This window comes from Streptomyces sp. NPDC059255, assembly GCF_042752355.1.
Taxonomy (GTDB): domain Bacteria; phylum Actinomycetota; class Actinomycetes; order Streptomycetales; family Streptomycetaceae; genus Streptomyces.
Map to the genome: position 1 here is coordinate 162,692 of NZ_JBHYZP010000017.1, position 16,546 is coordinate 179,237.

At 69.9% G+C, this 16,546-nt stretch carries 9 protein-coding genes and 1 pseudogene; 7 read left to right on the forward strand and 3 right to left on the reverse strand.

The window, feature by feature from the left end; all coding sequences use genetic code 11:
- Positions 1–213: 213 nt before the first annotated feature.
- A complete protein-coding gene (locus tag ACFXKG_RS21265; protein ID WP_384841122.1) occupies positions 214–1,014 on the reverse strand; it encodes an SDR family NAD(P)-dependent oxidoreductase in 801 nt (266 codons plus the stop codon).
- Positions 1,015–1,333: 319 nt separating this feature from the next.
- Between ACFXKG_RS21265 and ACFXKG_RS21270 the strand changes: the two genes are divergently transcribed.
- The 4 genes and pseudogenes from ACFXKG_RS21270 to ACFXKG_RS21285 form a co-directional block, all read left to right on the forward strand.
- The gene (locus ACFXKG_RS21270) at positions 1,334–1,465 is read left to right on the forward strand and encodes a hypothetical protein (protein WP_384841125.1); all 132 of its coding nucleotides are present in this window, start codon (positions 1,334–1,336) and stop codon (positions 1,463–1,465) included.
- 75 nt (positions 1,466–1,540) lie between these two features.
- Positions 1,541–2,044, forward strand: coding sequence for a hypothetical protein (locus ACFXKG_RS21275; protein WP_384841128.1), 504 nt, complete (start codon positions 1,541–1,543; stop codon positions 2,042–2,044).
- 10 nt (positions 2,045–2,054) lie between these two features.
- Positions 2,055–3,098, forward strand: coding sequence for an alpha/beta hydrolase (locus tag ACFXKG_RS21280; RefSeq protein ID WP_384841131.1), 1,044 nt, complete (start codon positions 2,055–2,057; stop codon positions 3,096–3,098).
- A 377-nt stretch (positions 3,099–3,475) separates the two neighbouring features.
- A pseudogene (locus ACFXKG_RS21285) lies at positions 3,476–3,787 on the forward strand (ISAzo13 family transposase); the annotation flags it as partial.
- On the opposite strand, the gene ACFXKG_RS21290 reads toward ACFXKG_RS21285, so the two are convergent.
- Positions 3,786–5,963 (reverse strand): RNA degradosome polyphosphate kinase, encoded by a 2,178-nt coding sequence (locus ACFXKG_RS21290; protein ID WP_384841134.1) that lies wholly within the window; start codon positions 5,961–5,963, stop codon positions 3,786–3,788. The pseudogene ACFXKG_RS21285 and the gene ACFXKG_RS21290 overlap by 2 nt on opposite strands.
- A 538-nt stretch (positions 5,964–6,501) precedes the next feature.
- Here ACFXKG_RS21290 and ACFXKG_RS21295 point away from each other — a divergent pair.
- The 3 genes from ACFXKG_RS21295 (at position 6,502) to ACFXKG_RS21305 (ending at position 15,795) form a co-directional block, all read left to right on the forward strand.
- Positions 6,502–10,746, forward strand: coding sequence for a Pls/PosA family non-ribosomal peptide synthetase (locus ACFXKG_RS21295; protein ID WP_384841137.1), 4,245 nt, complete (start codon positions 6,502–6,504; stop codon positions 10,744–10,746).
- Positions 10,743–12,092, forward strand: a complete 1,350-nt coding sequence (locus ACFXKG_RS21300; protein WP_384841140.1) for a M1 family metallopeptidase — start codon at positions 10,743–10,745, stop codon at positions 12,090–12,092. The genes ACFXKG_RS21295 and ACFXKG_RS21300 overlap by 4 nt, the downstream gene beginning before the upstream one ends.
- A gap of 577 nt (positions 12,093–12,669) precedes the next feature.
- Positions 12,670–15,795 carry a DEAD/DEAH box helicase gene (locus ACFXKG_RS21305; RefSeq protein ID WP_384841143.1) on the forward strand — a complete coding sequence of 1,042 codons (3,126 nt, stop codon included), beginning with the start codon at positions 12,670–12,672 and terminating at the stop codon, positions 15,793–15,795.
- Between the two features lie 360 nt (positions 15,796–16,155).
- Here the strand turns inward: ACFXKG_RS21305 and ACFXKG_RS21310 are convergent, their stop codons facing one another.
- Positions 16,156–16,542, reverse strand: a complete 387-nt coding sequence (locus ACFXKG_RS21310) for an ankyrin repeat domain-containing protein (protein WP_384841164.1) — start codon at positions 16,540–16,542, stop codon at positions 16,156–16,158.
- Between the last annotated feature and the right edge of the window lie 4 nt (positions 16,543–16,546).

Sequence of the window (16,546 nt, forward strand, 5' to 3'; positions counted from 1 at the left end):
TCTCCTCGTGCCAGGCGCCCGCGCGCCCCGCGCCTCAGTACTGTTCGAGCACTTCGCAAACTGAACTCAATTCGCGACCGTAGGCATCAGGTGCCGGACGGGCAATACCGTGCACGAATTGATTCGTGCCCCTTCATCCACGGCGCGGCACGGAGCGGCGCGGCGGCCGGCGGACCCCGCCCATCCGGGCCGGTACCGGCGGGCCGCAGCCCGTCAGGCCGTGAAACGGCCGCCATTGGCGAGCAGCACCGCACCCACCAGGTTCGCCGCGGCGTCGCTCGCCAGGAACAGGGCGATGTCGGCGATCTCCTCAGGTGTGGCGTACGGGCGCACGCCCGGGTCGGTGAGATCACTGCGCAGTGCGGCGGGTGTACGTGCCGCCATGCCGGTCTCCGTCGGCCCCGGCGCGACCACGTTCACCCGGATCCCGGACGTGATGACCTCCTTGGCCACCGCCTGGCTCAGGGCGTGCACGCCTGCCTTGGACGCGGCGTAGTGGGGATAACCGACAGGGGTGTCGAAGACCGAAGAAGAGCCTATGACGACGATCGCGCCCGTCCCGGCCGGCCGCATGCCCCGTACCGCTGCGCGCAGCAGGTGGAAGGTGCCGTCCAGGTTGATCCGCATGACGCGCTGCCAAGCCGCGTCGGTGAGCCGGTCGGTGACCTCCGGTGGCCGGCTCTCGGCCAGCGCGTCCGCGATCACCTGCTTGGCCTCCGGGTCGTCGACTCCGGCGGCATGGACCAGGACATCGAGCCTGTCGTGTTCCCGCAGTACGTCATCGACGGCCGCGTCGACCGCAGCCGCGTCCGCCACATCGAGCGCGACCGCCCGACCGGCGGGCAGTTCCTTCGCCACGGCCGAGGCGGCCTCGCTGTTCACGTCGGCGAGAACAACGGCCTGCGCCCCTTCGGCGGCCAACTGCCGAGCGGCCGCCGCTCCCATGCCCGAACCGGCGCCCGTCACCATCGCGACCTTGCCCTCGAATCGGCCGACCCGCACATCGCCATCCATCCTCGCCACTCCTCTCTGCGTTCATGTTGAACTGACTTCATCTCTAATTACCGTTGCCTGTCATAGGCTGACAAGGGCTGGGACGGTGAAGGTGCGCACGATCTCGTGCGCGGTCGCCAGCGGCATCGCGGTCTGCGGGGTGACCTCCGGCCGCTTCAGCGTTGGTGCCTTCGAGGTCAGCCCATGTTGTGCCAACCCGGCCGTCCGCGCGGCCGGAACCGTCCGGCGTCCACCACGCCGACGCCCAGGACTCGCACTTCGCGGGCCGCCGCCTTCAGTAGCGAGACCATCTCCGCGCGCAGCGCGTACGGCACGCCTCGTGCGGCGCGGGGTGATCGGCAAGGACGCGATGCCGCGGCTCTTCGGGGTCCTGCCCGACCCCGAAGTCGGCCAGGTGCGGGTCCTGGCCGACGCCACCGAGCGGCTCGTCGCCCGGCTCCGCCTGCAATGACCCACCCCCGCCGGAGAACCCGAGGGCATACGAGCCCAGCATGTCCGCGAACGTCACGCCACAGTCCACGCGCTGATGAACAAGCACATGGGCATCGGCGGCATCGTTGCTGAACTTCGTCTCGACGTGACGATCGTCCGCAAGAACGTACGCGCGGCCACAGCGGGCGAGCTGATCGGCTCCAGCCCCACCGGGCGGCAGAGCGGCCTCGACGGTCATGCCGTCTACCTCGCTCCTCGAGACGGCGCAGACGACGTCCTGGCCCGGATCCAGGCGGCCGGCGTCAACCTGCTGGACTCAAGCTCCGTGACGGGGCTTCAAGGCGGCCCTTCGTTCCGTCGTCCGCTCATCCTGGGCATCGCCGATTTCCAGGACGACTTGGCGGTCGAACCGGCCACGCTCACCATGGCGGAGGCCGCATCCGTCTTCTGCCGCCCCGACCGCGTGGCAGGCACTGGTAGAGCAGGCAACCGACTCTTGACATGCATGAAACAGGGCTTATACAGTCCTGCATTAATTGAATTCACTTCAATTTTCATCGCTGTGGCGCGCGATGGAGTGGCGATTCGCTTCGCATGAGGAGAGGTCAATGACGACGCTCAATCGGAGGCGCTTCATCGGGGTCGCTTCGACGGCCGGAGTCGCCACGGCAATGTCGCAGGGCGTTGCCCTGGCGCGCGGCCGGGATGCGCGAGAACCGCGCCTCATCGGAGTCCAGGCCGACAACGGCGCGAAGGTGATCGCGCAGAACTTCCTTGATCCGCGCACGATGGACATCACGATCAACTCGGTGGCGCTCGGCCACACCGCGTCGGTGCGCATCATCCTTCCGAACCGGTTCGGCTCGCAGCCCAGCGCCTCATGGCCAGTCCTCTACCTTCTCCATGGCGGATACGGCGACTACGTGGACTGGACGCGGCACAGCGACATCGCGCGCCTGGCCCGTAAGCGCGACGTACTGGTCGTCATGCCGGATGGCGGAGCGCTAGGCTTCTACACGGACTGGTGGGCCCGCGGTACCGGGAACAAGCCGGGCTGGGAGACATTCCACCTGGTGGAGCTCTCGCAGATCCTCGCCCAGGGGCTCCACGCTGCCGGCCGGCGCGCGATCGCGGGGCTGTCGATGGGAGGCTTCGGTGCGATGTCCTACGCGGCGCGCCATCCCGGTTTCTTCCGCGCGGCGGCGTCCTTCAGCGGCACCCTGGATACGCTCCACCCGACCACCGAACCCGTCTCCTCCGAACGGTACGCGACGTGGCTCCTGCAGACGCATATCGCACCGAACGGGTTCGACCCGCTCGACCTCTTCGGCGATCCAGTGGCGCAGCGCGCCGTGTGGGCCGCGCACAACCCGGCAGATCTCGTAAAAGACCTGCGTGGCACGGAGTTGTTCGTGTCCTGCGGTAATGGGCGAATCGGACCACTGGATCCATCGGAAACCGATCCTTCTGACGTCTCCGTCCAGTTCGAAGCCTCTCAATTGCTGCAAAACCAGGAGTTCGTCAAGCGGGCGACCCGCTTCGGTCTCGATGTGACCTTCGAGACCTACACCGGTTCGCACACGTGGCCCTACTGGGCACGTGAGATCGAAAAGGCGTTTCCGGTCCTGATGCGGGCGATCGAGGTGAGGTAAAGCCGGGCTACGAGAGGCGGCGGCCAGGTTTCGGGAGCGTCCCGCCGTGGCGTACGCGGTGGAACGGGGCTAGGAGGTGCGCCTGCTGGCAGCCTGGGTGCGATGAGAGATCGGCCGCTACCTGGGCTACTGGCACCAGCGGCTGCGCGACGCCTGCCTCGCCACGGTGGCCGCCCTCGGCGTCGACGCGGACCTGGTACAGGCGGACGCCCTAAGGGCCTGTAAAGAATCAACACGGTGCTTCCCCTGATCCGGCTCGTTGGTGTGGTACGGGCATCTCCGAGTTGATCTGTCATCAACTCGCAGTGAGGTTTGAGGTTTTGTTTCCGCATCTGGACGAGCGGCAGCGACGGCTGATGATGGGGGCTTAGGCCCGGATTCTGGGTCGCTGCGGCATCCCGGCGGTCGTGCGGGTCGCCCAGGTCAGCGAGACAACGCTCCGCAAGGGCGTGGACGAGTTGGAGGCCGGCGAGGAGCCAATGAACCGGGTCCGCAGGCCCGGTGGTGGTCGGAAGAAGGCCGTGGACCTTGATCCGGGTCTGCGGTCCGCGCTGCCGGCACTGGTGGAGCCTGACGAGCGGGGCGACCCGATGTCGCCGCTGGGCTGGACGGTGAAGTCGACCGGAAGCCTCGCAGCCGAGCTCACGTGTCTGGGGCACCGGGTGCCGTGCCGGTCCGGTGGACGGCTCAGGCCAGCGATCGGCAGGGCGGTTGCAGGCCCGGGTACGCAACCCGGCTGGCGATGAGCAGTTCCTGGATGTCGCGCAGGGGTGTGCCTTCGGCATCCTGTGCGTGCCTGGCCCAGCTGCCGTCCGGGCCCAGGTGCCAGGACGCGGTCCCGTGGGACATTCCGAGGTCGAGCAGCTCGGACAGCTGTGCCCGGTGCTTGGGGGCGTTGACCCGAACGAGGGCCTCGATGCGGCGGTCGAGGTTGCGGTGCATCATGTCCGCGCTGCCGATCCAGACTTCGGGGGCGCCGCCGTTGGCGAAGGCGAAGATCCGCGAGTGCTCCAGGAAGCGTCCGAGGATGCTGCGCACCCGGATGTTCTCGCTCAGCCCGGGCACGCCTGGCCGGATCGCGCAGACGCCGCGCACCCACGCGTCCACACGTACTCCCGCCTGGGAGGCGCGGTAGAGTGCGTCGATCATTTGTTCGTCCACGATCGAGTTGACCTTGAACTTGACGTATGCGGGCCTTCCGGCCTTGTGATGCGCGATCTCGGAGCGGATGCGCGAGAGCAGCGTGTCCCGCAGGCCGCGCGGCGATGTGAGCAGTCGGCGGTAGTTGTCCTGGCGGGAGTAGCCGGAGAGCCGGTTGAACAGGTCGGACAGGTCGGCGCCGACGTCCGGGTCCGCGGTGAGCAGTCCGAGGTCCTCGTAGAGCCGGGCGGTCCTGGGATGGTAGTTGCCGGTGCCGATGTGGCTGTAGCGGCGCAGTGTTTCGCCTTCCTGGCGGATCACCAGTGAGAGCTTGCAGTGGGTTTTCAGCCCGATCAGGCTGTAGACCACGTGGCAGCCTGCCCGCACCAGCGTGCGGGCCAACTTGATGTTGGCGTGCTCGTCGAACCGGGCCTTGATCTCGACCAGGACCAGCACCTGCTTGCCCGCGCCGGCGGCGTCGATCAGTGCGTCGACGATCGGCGAGTCGCCCGAGGTGCGGTACAGCGTCTGCTTGATCGCCAGTACGTGCGGGTCGGCCGCGGCCTGTTCCAGGAAGGCCTGGACCGAGGCGGCGAAGCTGTCGTACGGGTGGTGCAGCAGTACATCGCGCTCACGCATCACGGCCAAGATGTCCGGCTGCGAGGCGGATGTGACGTCGGACAGGACGTCGCACGCGGTGCCGGCAACGAATGCGGGGTACTTCAGCTCCGGTCGGTCCTGGTCCGCCAGGCCCAGCAGGCCGGTCAGGTCGAGCGGTCCGGGCAGTGCGAAGACCTCGGCCTCGGTGATGTTCAGTTCGCGTACCAGCAGATCGAGCAAGGAGGGGTCGATCGACGCCTCCACCTCAAGTCGCACCGGCGGGCCGAAGGGGCGACGCATTAGCTCGGTCTCCAGCGCTGCCAGGATGTTCTCGGCGTCGTCCTCCTCGACCTCCAGGTCCTCGTTGCGGGTGACCCGGAAGGCGTCGTGGGCAAGCGTCTCCATCCCTGGGAACAGGTCCTCCAGGTGCGCGCCGATGACGTCCTCCAGGGGCACGAACCGCTGCGGGGAGACCTCGAGGAACCGGGAAAGGGACTGCGGGACCTTGACCCTGGCGAAGTGTCTTTGCCCGGAGGCAGGGTTGCGCACCACCACCGCGAGGTTCAGCGAGAGACCCGACACGTACGGGAACGGGCGGGCAGGGTCCACCGCGAGCGGAGTCAGGACGGGGAAGATCTGCTCGCGGAAGAGGGTGTGCAGGTGGGCCTGTTCCTTCGCCGACGTGTCCGGCCAGCGGATCAGCTCGATGCCCTCGGCTGCGAGATGCGGCCGGACCTCGTGCTGGAAGGCCGCGGCGTGCCGAGCCATCAGCGTGCGGGACCTGCTCCAGATCTGCTTCAGGACCTCTCCTGGGTGCAACCCGGACGCGGAGCACTGGGCCACCCCTGTCGCGATCCGACGCTTGAGACCAGCGACCCGGACCATGAAGAACTCGTCCAGGTTGCTCGCGAAGATGGCGAGGAATCTGGCCCGCTCCAGCAACGGGACCTGCGGGTCCTCGGCGAGCTCCAGTACTCGCTCGTTGAACGCCAGCCAACTGCGCTCCCGGTCGAGAAAACGACTGTGCGGCAGCTGCTGGCCGTCCGACAGCTCCTGCGTCTGTGGTACTGCCCACGTCAGCGGTTCGGAGTCGGTTCGTCTTGATGGCACAAGATGCGTGGTCATCAGACTACTTTAAGTTATATGTCCTTTATGTTGCTATTTATGCATCCTAAAAGCCGTGACGCCTCGACGGTCCGGCCGCATCGCGATCCGGCCGCTGTCGGCCGTCCCGGTGCCGGGCCGTACGCCGAAGCCCCCGGCGTGCGGCGGGCGGCCGCCGTCGGCTCCGACTCCGTGTTCGGCCCGTTCGGCTCCGGCGCGAGGGTGTGGTGGGCTTCCGTCCGCCGCGGCGGCGACGCCGGATCGCGCCGCGGGCTCGGCCCGGCCGGAGCCGACGGGGCGGACCGCGGTCCGGGATCCGGATCGGTGACTCTTTCACGTTGAAATGCTCATACTTGTCGCGTATCTCTGGACTCGCCCGTCCGGGTGACCACCCCATCAACAAAAGACCGAAATGACCTCTATTTGCCAGACCCTCTTGGCATGGTGCAACTTGTTTTATTTTGGGGCCGAGTGGCCTGCCTGCAGGAAGACACCTACTCGGCCCTTCGCGCCGGGCATCCGCCAGGACAGGGATCGACGGGACGAGGAGCACATGGTGGTGACCGCGCGGAGCGACATGCTGCGGGAGGAGAATCGGACCGCCGCCGAAGGCTGCGGAGTCGAGCGCATCCAGTCGGCTGAAATGCCGAGCAGAGGGCCTGTCGAGGAGAGGGAGCCGGCCCTGGCCGACGGCACAGAGCCGCTCGACGCGATGGCAGCGCTCGACGCGGCGCCTGCGGCCGACGCGGCGCCCGCAGCCGACATCACGGCCGTGGGCGACGGCTCCGCCCCGGTGGCCGGCATCGAGCCGATCACGCCCGCCGAGAACCCCGCACCGGCCGTTGCGGCCGACCCTGTAGCCCAGGCTGACGCGGTCGGACCGTCCGTGGGCCCGTCTGCGCATTTCCCCGGGCGCCCCGCCGCCGCGCCGCGGACACTGCTGGACGTGTTCGAGGCCACGGTACGAGCCCACCCGCACGAGACAGCGCTCGACGACGGCCGTAGCGCCCTCAGCTACCGGACCCTGGCCACCGAGGTCGAGGAACTGCGCCGGAGGCTCGCGGCCGCGGGCGTCGGCGCGGGCGACCGGGTGGGAATCCGGGTCCCGTCGGGCACCAACGACCTCTACATCGGCATCCTGGCCGCCCTCGCCGTAGGCGCCGCGTACGTCCCCGTCGACGCCGAGGACCCGGACGAGCGCGCGAAATTCGTCTTCGGCGAAGCATCGGTGACGGCCGTCCTCGGGGCACAGCACCGTCTCACTCTGACGCGAAGCGGTGCCGCCCCCACCCCCCAGCGCCCTCCCGGGCCCGAGGACGACGCCTGGATCATCTTCACCTCCGGCTCCACCGGAAGACCCAAGGGCGTCGCCGTCACCCACCGCAGCGCGGCGGCGTTCGTCGATGCCGAGGCCGGGCTCTTCCTGCGGGAGAAGCCGATCGGGCCCGGTGACCGGGTGATGGCCGGCCTGTCGGTCGCCTTCGACGCCTCCTGCGAGGAGATGTGGCTCGCGTGGCGCAGTGGCGCGTGCCTGGTACCTGTACCGCGCTCCCAGGTCCGCGGCGGCGCCGACCTGGGCTCCTGGCTCGCCGAGCAGGAGATCACGGTGGTCTCCACGGTGCCCACGCTGGCCGCGCTGTGGCCGGCCGAGTCACTCAACGAGGTACGGCTGCTGATCTTCGGCGGTGAGGCGTGCCCGCCCGAGCTGGTCGACCGTCTGGCCACCGAGGGCCGCGAGGTCTGGAACACCTACGGCCCCACCGAGGCGACCGTAGTGGCCTGCGCCGCCATCCTGACCGGTCGGGGACCGGTCAGGATCGGCCTGCCGCTGGACGGCTGGGAGCTGGCCGTGGTGGACGAGGCCGGCGTACCCGTGCCGATGGGCGGCAGCGGCCAGCTCATCATCGGCGGGGCCGGCCTGGCCCGTTACCTCGACCCCGCCAAGGACGCCGAGAAGTACGCTCCGCTGGAATCCCTCGGCTGGTCGCGCGCCTACCGCAGCGGCGACCTCGTCCAGGCCGACCCCGACGGGCTGGTGTTCCTGGGCCGCGCCGACGAGCAGGTCAAGCTCGGCGGCCGTCGGATCGAGCTCGCCGAGGTGGACGCCGCGCTCCAGGCGCTGCCCGGCGTGGCCGGCGCCGCCGCGGCGGTCCGCACCGCCCGGCGCGGCAACCAGCTCCTGGTCGGCTACGTGGTGACCACCGCCGGCTGGGATCGGGCCGCAGCCGTCGACCTCCTGCGCGCGCAGCTGCCGGCCGCCCTCGTACCGCTGCTCGCCTCCGTCGACGTGCTGCCCACCCTCACCTCGGGCAAGGTGGACCGCGCGGCCCTGCCGTGGCCGCTGCCCGGCGCCACGGAGGGCAGCGGGAAACCGGTCACGGGGGACACCGCCGCGCACCTCAACGCTACCGAGGCGTGGATCGCCGAGCAGTGGGCCGAGGTCCTCGGCATGCCGGTCACCGACGCCCGCGACGACTTCTTCGTGATCGGCGGCAACAGCCTGGCCGCCGCCCAGCTCACCACTCTGCTGCGCTGCCGCCACCCGGCGGTTGCCGTACTCGACATCTACCAGCACCCCACGATCCGCAAGCTCGCCCGGATGCTGGAGGTCACCGCACACACCGAGACCAGGGCACGCGAGGTCGCGCCCGTCCCGACCCGTGCCAAGATCGTCCAACTGCTCCTGCTGCTGCCCCTGTTCACCCTGGTCGGGCTGCGCTGGACGGTGGCGTTGCTGGCCCTCGGCAACGTTCTGGCGTGGTTCGGCGGGTTCCCGTGGGCACCGACCGCCTCCTGGTGGCTGGTGACGGCCGCAGGCGCGGTGCTGTTCAGCCCGCCAGGCCGGCTCGCGCTCTCCGCGGCAGGGGCGCGCTGGCTGCTCGCCGGGGTCCGCCCCGGCAGCTACCCACGCGGCGGCAGTGTCCACCTGCGGCTGTGGACCGCTGAGCGGTTCGCCGAGGTCACCGGGGCGACATCCCTGTCCGGGGCGTGGCTGATCCGATACGGCCGTGCCCTCGGTGCCCGGATCGGCCCCGACGTGGACCTGCACTCCCTGCCGCCGGTCACCGGGATACTCAAACTCGGCCGGGGCTGCGCCATCGAGGCAGAGGTAGACCTGTCCGGCCACTGGGTCGACGGCGACCGGCTGCACATCGGAGCAGTGAAGGTCGGCCCCGACGCGGTCGTCGGCACCCGCAGCATCCTGCTGCCCGGCACCCGCGTCGGCAAACGAGCCCAGGTCGCAGCCGGCTCCAGCATCACCGGGCAGGTACCCGCAGGTCGGCACTGGGCCGGCGCACCCGCCGTCGAGCTCGGCCGGGCCGAACGCCGCTGGCCCAAGCACCGCCCCCCGCGTCGGGCCCGATGGGCCGCTGCCTACGGCGCCAGCGGATACGCACTGAGCCTGTTCCCGATGGCCGCCGCGGTCCCCGCCCTCGCGGTGGTCGGCGCCATCATTCCGGTCGGCGCTGGCCTCGGCGGCGCGCTGCGCGGTGCACTGGCCGCCCTGGTCCCCGCCACCTTGGCCTTCGGACTGACCTACGCCGTGCTGCTGTGCGCCGCCGTTCGGCTGGTGAGCATCGGACTGCGCCCCGGCTGGCACCCCCTGCACAGCAGCACGGGCTGGCAGGCATGGACCGTCAGCCAGCTGATGGACGCGGCCCGGCAGCGGCTCTTCCCACTCTACGCAGGGCTGATCACCCCGAGCTGGCTACGCGCTTTGGGCATGAAGATCGGTCGCCGGGCCGAGGTGTCCACCGTGCTGGCACTGCCGAGCCTGACCACCATCGGCGACGGCGCCTTCCTGGCCGACGACGCCCTGGTCGCCCCGTACCAGCTCGGCGGCGGCTGGCTGCGGATCGGCGCCGCAGAGATCGGCGAGCGGGCCTTCCTCGGCAACTCCGGGATGACCGCCCCCGGGCGCACCGTGCCCGACCGCGGATTGGTGGGTGTGCTGTCGGCCACACCGAAGAAGACCAAGAAGGGCCGCTCCTACCTGGGGATGCCGCCGGTACGCCTGCCCCGCTCGGCCGACAGCGCCGATCAGAGCCTGACCTACGCACCGCCGGCCCGCCTGGTGTGGGCGCGCGGCCTGGTCGAGGTGTGCCGACTGGTCCCCGTCCTGGCCTCCGGGGCCCTTGCCGTCCTGACCCTGGCCGCACTCGCCGAACTGGCAGAGGCCGGCTCCCCGCTCCTGACGGCGCTGGCCTCCGGCATCGTGCTGCTGGCCGCAGGCACCGCGGCAGCCATCGTGTCCATCACCGCCAAGTGGCTGCTCGTCGGCCGGTTCCGGGCCATGGAACGCCCGCTGTGGAGCGGCTTCGTGTGGCGCAACGAGCTCGCGGACACCTTCGTCGAGGTACTGGCGGTGCCCTGGCTGGTCGGCTCGGTGACCGGCACCCCGGCGATGAGTCTGTGGCTGCGCGGACTGGGGGCCACGATCGGTCGGGGCGTGTGGTGCGAGAGCTACTGGCTGCCCGAGGCCGACCTGGTCACCCTGGAGGACGCGGTGAGCGTCAACCGGGGCTGTGTCCTGCAGACCCACCTCTTTCACGACCGGATCATGCGGATGGATACGGTGGTCATGCGCGCAGGCGCGACCATCGGACCGGGCGGCATCGTGCTACCGGGCTGCGAGGTCGGCGCCCGCAGCACGCTGGGACCGGCCTCACTGGTCATGCGCGGCGAGTCCATCCCGCCGGACAGCCGGTGGCTCGGCAATCCGGCCCAGGCCTGGGCCGGGCAAGGTGAGGCACGTCCCGACGCAGCACGATCCGCGGACCACGAGAGAGAGCAAGACCGTTGAGGCAGAAGCAGGCAGCCGCCCCGGACACGGACCCCTACTTCCCCGCCCACGGTGACACCCGCTACCGGATCCACCGCTACGAGCTCGCGCTGGCCTACCGGCCCACAGCCAACCGGCTCAGCGGGACCGCACGCCTCAGCGGCGTGGCCGACCGCGGGCCGCTGCGTGAGTTCTCCCTGGACCTGGCCGACTTCCGGCTGAACCGGGTGACGGTCGACGGCCGCACCACGCACTACACCCACCGGGGCGGCAAACTGCGGATTCGCCCGGAAAGGACGCTGGAGGCAGGAGCGGCGTTCACCGTCGAGGTGCACTACGCCGGCAATCCCGCACCGATTCGCAGCCACTGGGGCGGTCTGGGCTGGGAGGAGCTGACCGACGGCGCGCTGGTCGCCAGCCAGCCGATCGGCGCCCCCTCCTGGTACCCGTGCAACGACCGCCCCGGAGACAAGGCGTCCTACCAGATATCGCTCACCGCACCGTCCCCGTACACCGTGGTCGTCGGCGGCCGACTGCTTACCAGGACCACCCGGGCCAGCAGCACCACCTGGGTGTACGAACAGCCCGCGCCCACCTCCAGCTACCTGGTCGGCGTCTCCATCGGCCGGTACGAAACCGTACCGTTCACCAGCCGGGCCTCATCGTCCGACGCCCGCCGGCCTGTGCCGCAGACGGCATACGTACCGGCCCGGCTGGTGCCGGAGTTCACCACGGACTTCGCCCGGCAGCCACAAATGATGAAGTATTTCGAGGATGTCTTCGGGCCGTATCCGTTCAACGAGTACGCCGTGGTCGTCGCGGACGAGGAACTCGATGTCCCGGTGGAGGCGCAGGGGCTGGCCACCTTCGGGACGAACCACCTCGACGGGCAGGGCGGCTCGGAACGCCTGGTCGCCCACGAACTGGCCCACCAGTGGTTCGGCAACAGCCTCACCGTCGCGGACTGGCGGCACATATGGCTCAATGAAGGCTTCGCCAAATACGCGGAGTGGCTTTGGTCCGAGCATGCCGGAGGCCCAACCGTCCAGATCCTGGCCGCGCGGGCGCACGCCCATCTGCGGCAGCATCGGCAGGACCTGCGGCTGGCCGATCCGGGACGGCGATTGATGTTCGACGACCGGTTGTACGCGCGCGGCGGGCTGGCAGTCCACGCCGTGCGCTGCGCTCTGGGCGAGGACCCCTTCTTCCGGATGCTCAAGGGCTGGACGACGATACACCGCCACGGCCTGGTGACGACCACCGACTTCGCTGCCCACGCCCAGCAGTACACCGCCCGGCCGCTCGGCCCGGTCATCGATGCGTGGGTACGGCAGTCCGTGCTGCCGCCACTGTCGACTCCGGGATAGGCCGGCGGACGCAGGCGCTCCTCATGACCAGCGCCGAAGCCCGCCGACAGTCACGGCTGCCGGAGAGGCGGAGAGGTCTGCACCGGGGCCTGACACAGCACGGGCCTGATGCCGCGCCTTCCTGAAAATGAGCGGTCCTTCGAGGCCGACCTGTGCATCGCTCAGTTCGGAGAGCGGGCACCACTGAATACTGCTGAAGGGCAAGTCGGTGGGGCGTGCCGGCCGAGCCGGTGTGGCCTGCGGGTTTCCGGGTTCTGCGCACTATGCGCGTTGACTGTTCAGGGTTGCGCAGCCGTTGGTGGTAGCGGTCGAGTCGGTGGCACCGGTGCAGGCCGCAGGGGCGAATACCTCACCCTGATCCGCCCCGAAAGCCACCCGGGCCCGCGCCACCCACTGCGAGCCCAGGGACACGGCCCCGCGTCCTGTTCATCCCCGCGGCTCGGCTGGTTTCTCCGCCAACAGCGGCAGCCGATGGCAGAGTTACCCCGTGCACCCTGCGGAAGAAGAAACGGTCCGGGCCACGGTTGCTGAGCTTGTCCGGCAGCGCTGGGGGACCGTCCTCGATGGGGAGGACCTCTTGGCGCGGTTCCGGGAGCCGGGGTGGTCCTACCAGGAGCAGGTTTCCCGTTCCTGCCCCACCTGCGACACACCGCTCCACTCCCTGCGCCGCCCCTATGAATCAGCCGGCCGCCAGTACCGCTACGTCTCCGTGGTCTGCCCGGCCTGCCCCCGCGCCTACACACTCGCCGACCTGGGCGTGAAGACATACGACAAACTGATCACCCTCCCCAAACCGCGCCCCGCCACGCCCCCCGCACGGCTGAAGCCGCCCGTATCCGCCCCGCCCTCACCCTCAACCCCCGTGACCGGACTGCCCCTGGGACCAAGCCCTGCCGGTCCCGGCGTCACCGTGACCGCGATCCGCGCCGCCCCTCCCACCTGTGCCTCCCGCCAGCCCGAGCCGGCATGGCCGTCGGACCTTGCCCCGCCCGTTGATACGGAACGCCGCGCACTGCTGTGGTGCAAGGTGACCGACCCGCGCTGGCGGCCGGACGAGAAGGCTCTGGCCGCAGCCGAGGACATCCGGGTCATCGTCCCGACGAGCCCTGATTTCGACGCGCTGCGTGCCTTCCTTGCCGAACATGACCTTCAGGTCCGCAGCGCCGGCAACTGGGTAGAGGCCGAGCAGGTCAGCACCGTCGGCGACCTCGGCGATCGTACGGACCTCGTGGCCTTTGCCCCTACCACCGGCAGCTTTCCCGGCTCCCCAACAGCCGGCCCCGCGGCGTACGCAGCCCGGGACGCCTTCGCCGCGCAGTGGGACGCCCTCGCGGACCTGCCCCCGAATGAGGCGGCAACGTACACCCCCGTGACCGACCTGGTGCCCGAGGACTGGAAGGAACTGCTGCCCCACCCCACCTTCAACCCGGTCCAGTCGGCCGCGGTCCCCGCTGTCCTGGAGAGCGACCAGCACCTGGTCATCGTCGCACCCACAGGCGCCGGGAAAACCGCCATCGGTATGGTGGCCGCCCTCCAGGCCCACAGCCGGGGCCGCAAAGCGGCCTGGCTGGTACCTCAGAGGTCCCTGACCGACGAGCTCGACCGTGACCTGGAGACGTGGCGCCGCGCCGGCCGCCGCGTCGTCCGCCTCACCGGTGAACACGCCGTCGATACCGAACTCATCCGCACCGCGGACCTGTGGGTGGCCACCACGGAAAAGTTCGAAGCCATCAGCCGCACCGGGTCCCAGCGCGCGGCCCTGGCCGAGGTCGGTTGCCTGATCGTCGATGAGATCCACCTGCTGGGCGACCCCACCCGCGGACCGGTCCTCGAAGCGCTCCTCACCCGGGTCCGTGAGGACAGCGCCCAGGTCCGGATCGTCGGCCTGTCCGCCACGGTCGCCAACGCCGAGCAGGTAGCCGACTGGCTGGGCGCCCGCCTCATCCGGTCCCCTTGGCGCCCCACACGTCTGACCTGGCAGCTTCCCGTCCTGCCGGACACGGCCGACGACCCGGGATGGAATGTCCGGAGCCAGACCCGGACCGCACAAGCCGTACGCCTCGCACGGGAGATCACCGCATCGGGCGGCAGCGTCCTGGTCTTCTGCGGCAGTAAACGGGGCGTGCGCGCCACCGCCCTCGCCCTCGCCGCCGACCGCGGTGTGCCGGCCAAAGGAGCCGACGCCGACGACAGCGAACTCGTCGAGCGTCTGTGCACCCAAGCCGGCGTGCGGCTCCACTACCGGGACTGGCCCTACAAACGCGAGTCCGAACACGCCTTCCGCACCCGGCAGGCCGACGTCCTCGTCGCCACCTCCACCGTGGCCGCAGGCGTCAACCTCCCAGCCCGCGCCGTCATCGTCCGTGACACCCAGGTCGGTATGGACCGCATCGAAGTCTCCATGATCCAGCAGATGTTCGGCCGTGCCGGGCGCGTAGGAGCCGGCGAACGTGAAGGCTGGGCCTACCTGTTGACCAGCCCCACCGAACGCCCCCATTGGCAGGCCCGCCTCGCCGCCGGATACACCGTCACCTCCCGCATCCGCGACCACCTCCCCGACCATCTCCTGGCCGAAGCCGTCCAGGGCCGACTGACCGATCTCGACCAGGCCGAGGTGTGGTGGACCAGAACCTTCGCCCACCACCAGGGACACCACCACCTCGACCCTCTCCACGACGCCCTGGACTTCCTCCACGACGCCGGCTACCTCCACCGCACCCCCGAGCCCGGCGGCAACGACCTCCTGACCATCACCGAAATGGGGAAACTCACCAGCCGCTTCATGGTCGAAGCCGACATCGCCACCACCCTCACCGACGCCCTGCACACCCTGCCCCCTCCCGGCAACCCCGACGCAGCCGAGAACACCCTCACCACTCTGCTCAGCACCCGCCTGCCCGCCCTCGAACAGGCCCCCTTCACCGAACGCGCCAAAACCGCCCTCCACCAGGTCCTGCGCACCGGCGGACACCCCGACGCACCCGACACCCCGCACCCCACACAGGAGGACAAGCCCGCAGCCGGCGACCTCGCCCGGGCCGTCCTGCTCCTGGTGGCCAACAACCCCAAAGCATTCCGCACCCGCCACAACTACGTTCTGGGCATCCCCGTCGACTCCATGGCCCAGATCCTCGACGAAGCCCGCCGCTACCTCGCCTGGCTCGCCGCCCAAGGCCACCTCGCCACCATCCACCCCTGGGCCGCCATCACCGCAGCCGACCTCGCCCAACGCATCCGCTGGCGCACCCTCGGCCCCCGCCGCGGCTCCGGCCGCCTCCTGTGGATGTGCGAACGCATGGCCACCCCCGCCCACGCCCACCAACTCGTCCCCACCATGTGGCGAGCCGCCCGCGACCGAGACATCGACGCCCCCGACTGGCCCGGCACCACCCCACCCCGCGACTGCAAGCTCCACCCCGACGACTACCGCACCCTCCTCGCCACCCGAACCACCGGCGTCGACATCGAAACCCGGCCCGACGGCATCCGCGCCGGCGCGCCGCGCGGCACCGTCATCCGCCTCTGGACCGGCACAACCGTGGTCAGCCACACAGCCGACGGCACCACCCGCGACCTCCCCTACCCGACCCCCCTCACCCCACCGGCCCCGAAGACGGACTGCGGGGGAGCAGCGTTCACCCGAGGCGACCATTTGGGAACCGGCTGGCTGTCCGCGTACAACGCCATCGCCCCACGCACATAGCCCCCCAGGAACGAGAGCCGATCGTCATTACGGCCGCCCGAGAGCCTTGGACTTCAACGCCGCCGGCTGGCCCCGGGCAACCACCCAATGTTCAGTCGGTGTGTTGGTCAGCCGCCGGTCTCGTGTGGCTGAAGGCCGTTGTCCGGTAGGTTGCGGATGATCTCGCCTTACCGGGCGAGCCGCCCAGGCTGCCCACCGTGCGTGGGCGGCCGCCGAACAGGCGGCGGGACAGGAGAGGTGTTCGCCGACGCCTATGAATGCTTCGCCGTCAGGCTGCCTGCTCATGACCGAGCGAAGCTGCCTGGTGGGCAACGTCGCCGCTAGGGCCTGTTGCGAAAGTGAGTATTGAGGTCGCGCTAGCTACCGAGCCTGGTGAAGGGTCGGTAGCGCCCCTGCTGCCCGAAGGATTTCGGCGGTGTCAGGGTGGGGGCCGTTGTCCGCCCATTCCAGTGGAGACATCCCTGTGCCATGGTCCTCGCGGAGGTTGGGATCGGCGCCATGCGCCAACAGTTGCCGGACTGTTTCGGTGTGCCCCCAGCATGCGGCTGCGCACAGAGGTGTGCCCTCCGAGCCGGGACCACTGCTTTCCGTGTCGGGGGACGCTCCGGCTTCCATGAGCACGCGGGCTATCTCGGCCTCACCCTGCACCGATGCCAGATACAGCGGAGTGGTGCCGTCGCTGTTCCTCCTCTCTGGACTTGCTCCACTGCGCAACAGGGCTTTCGTGCTCCTGGCGTCGCCTGTCAGGACT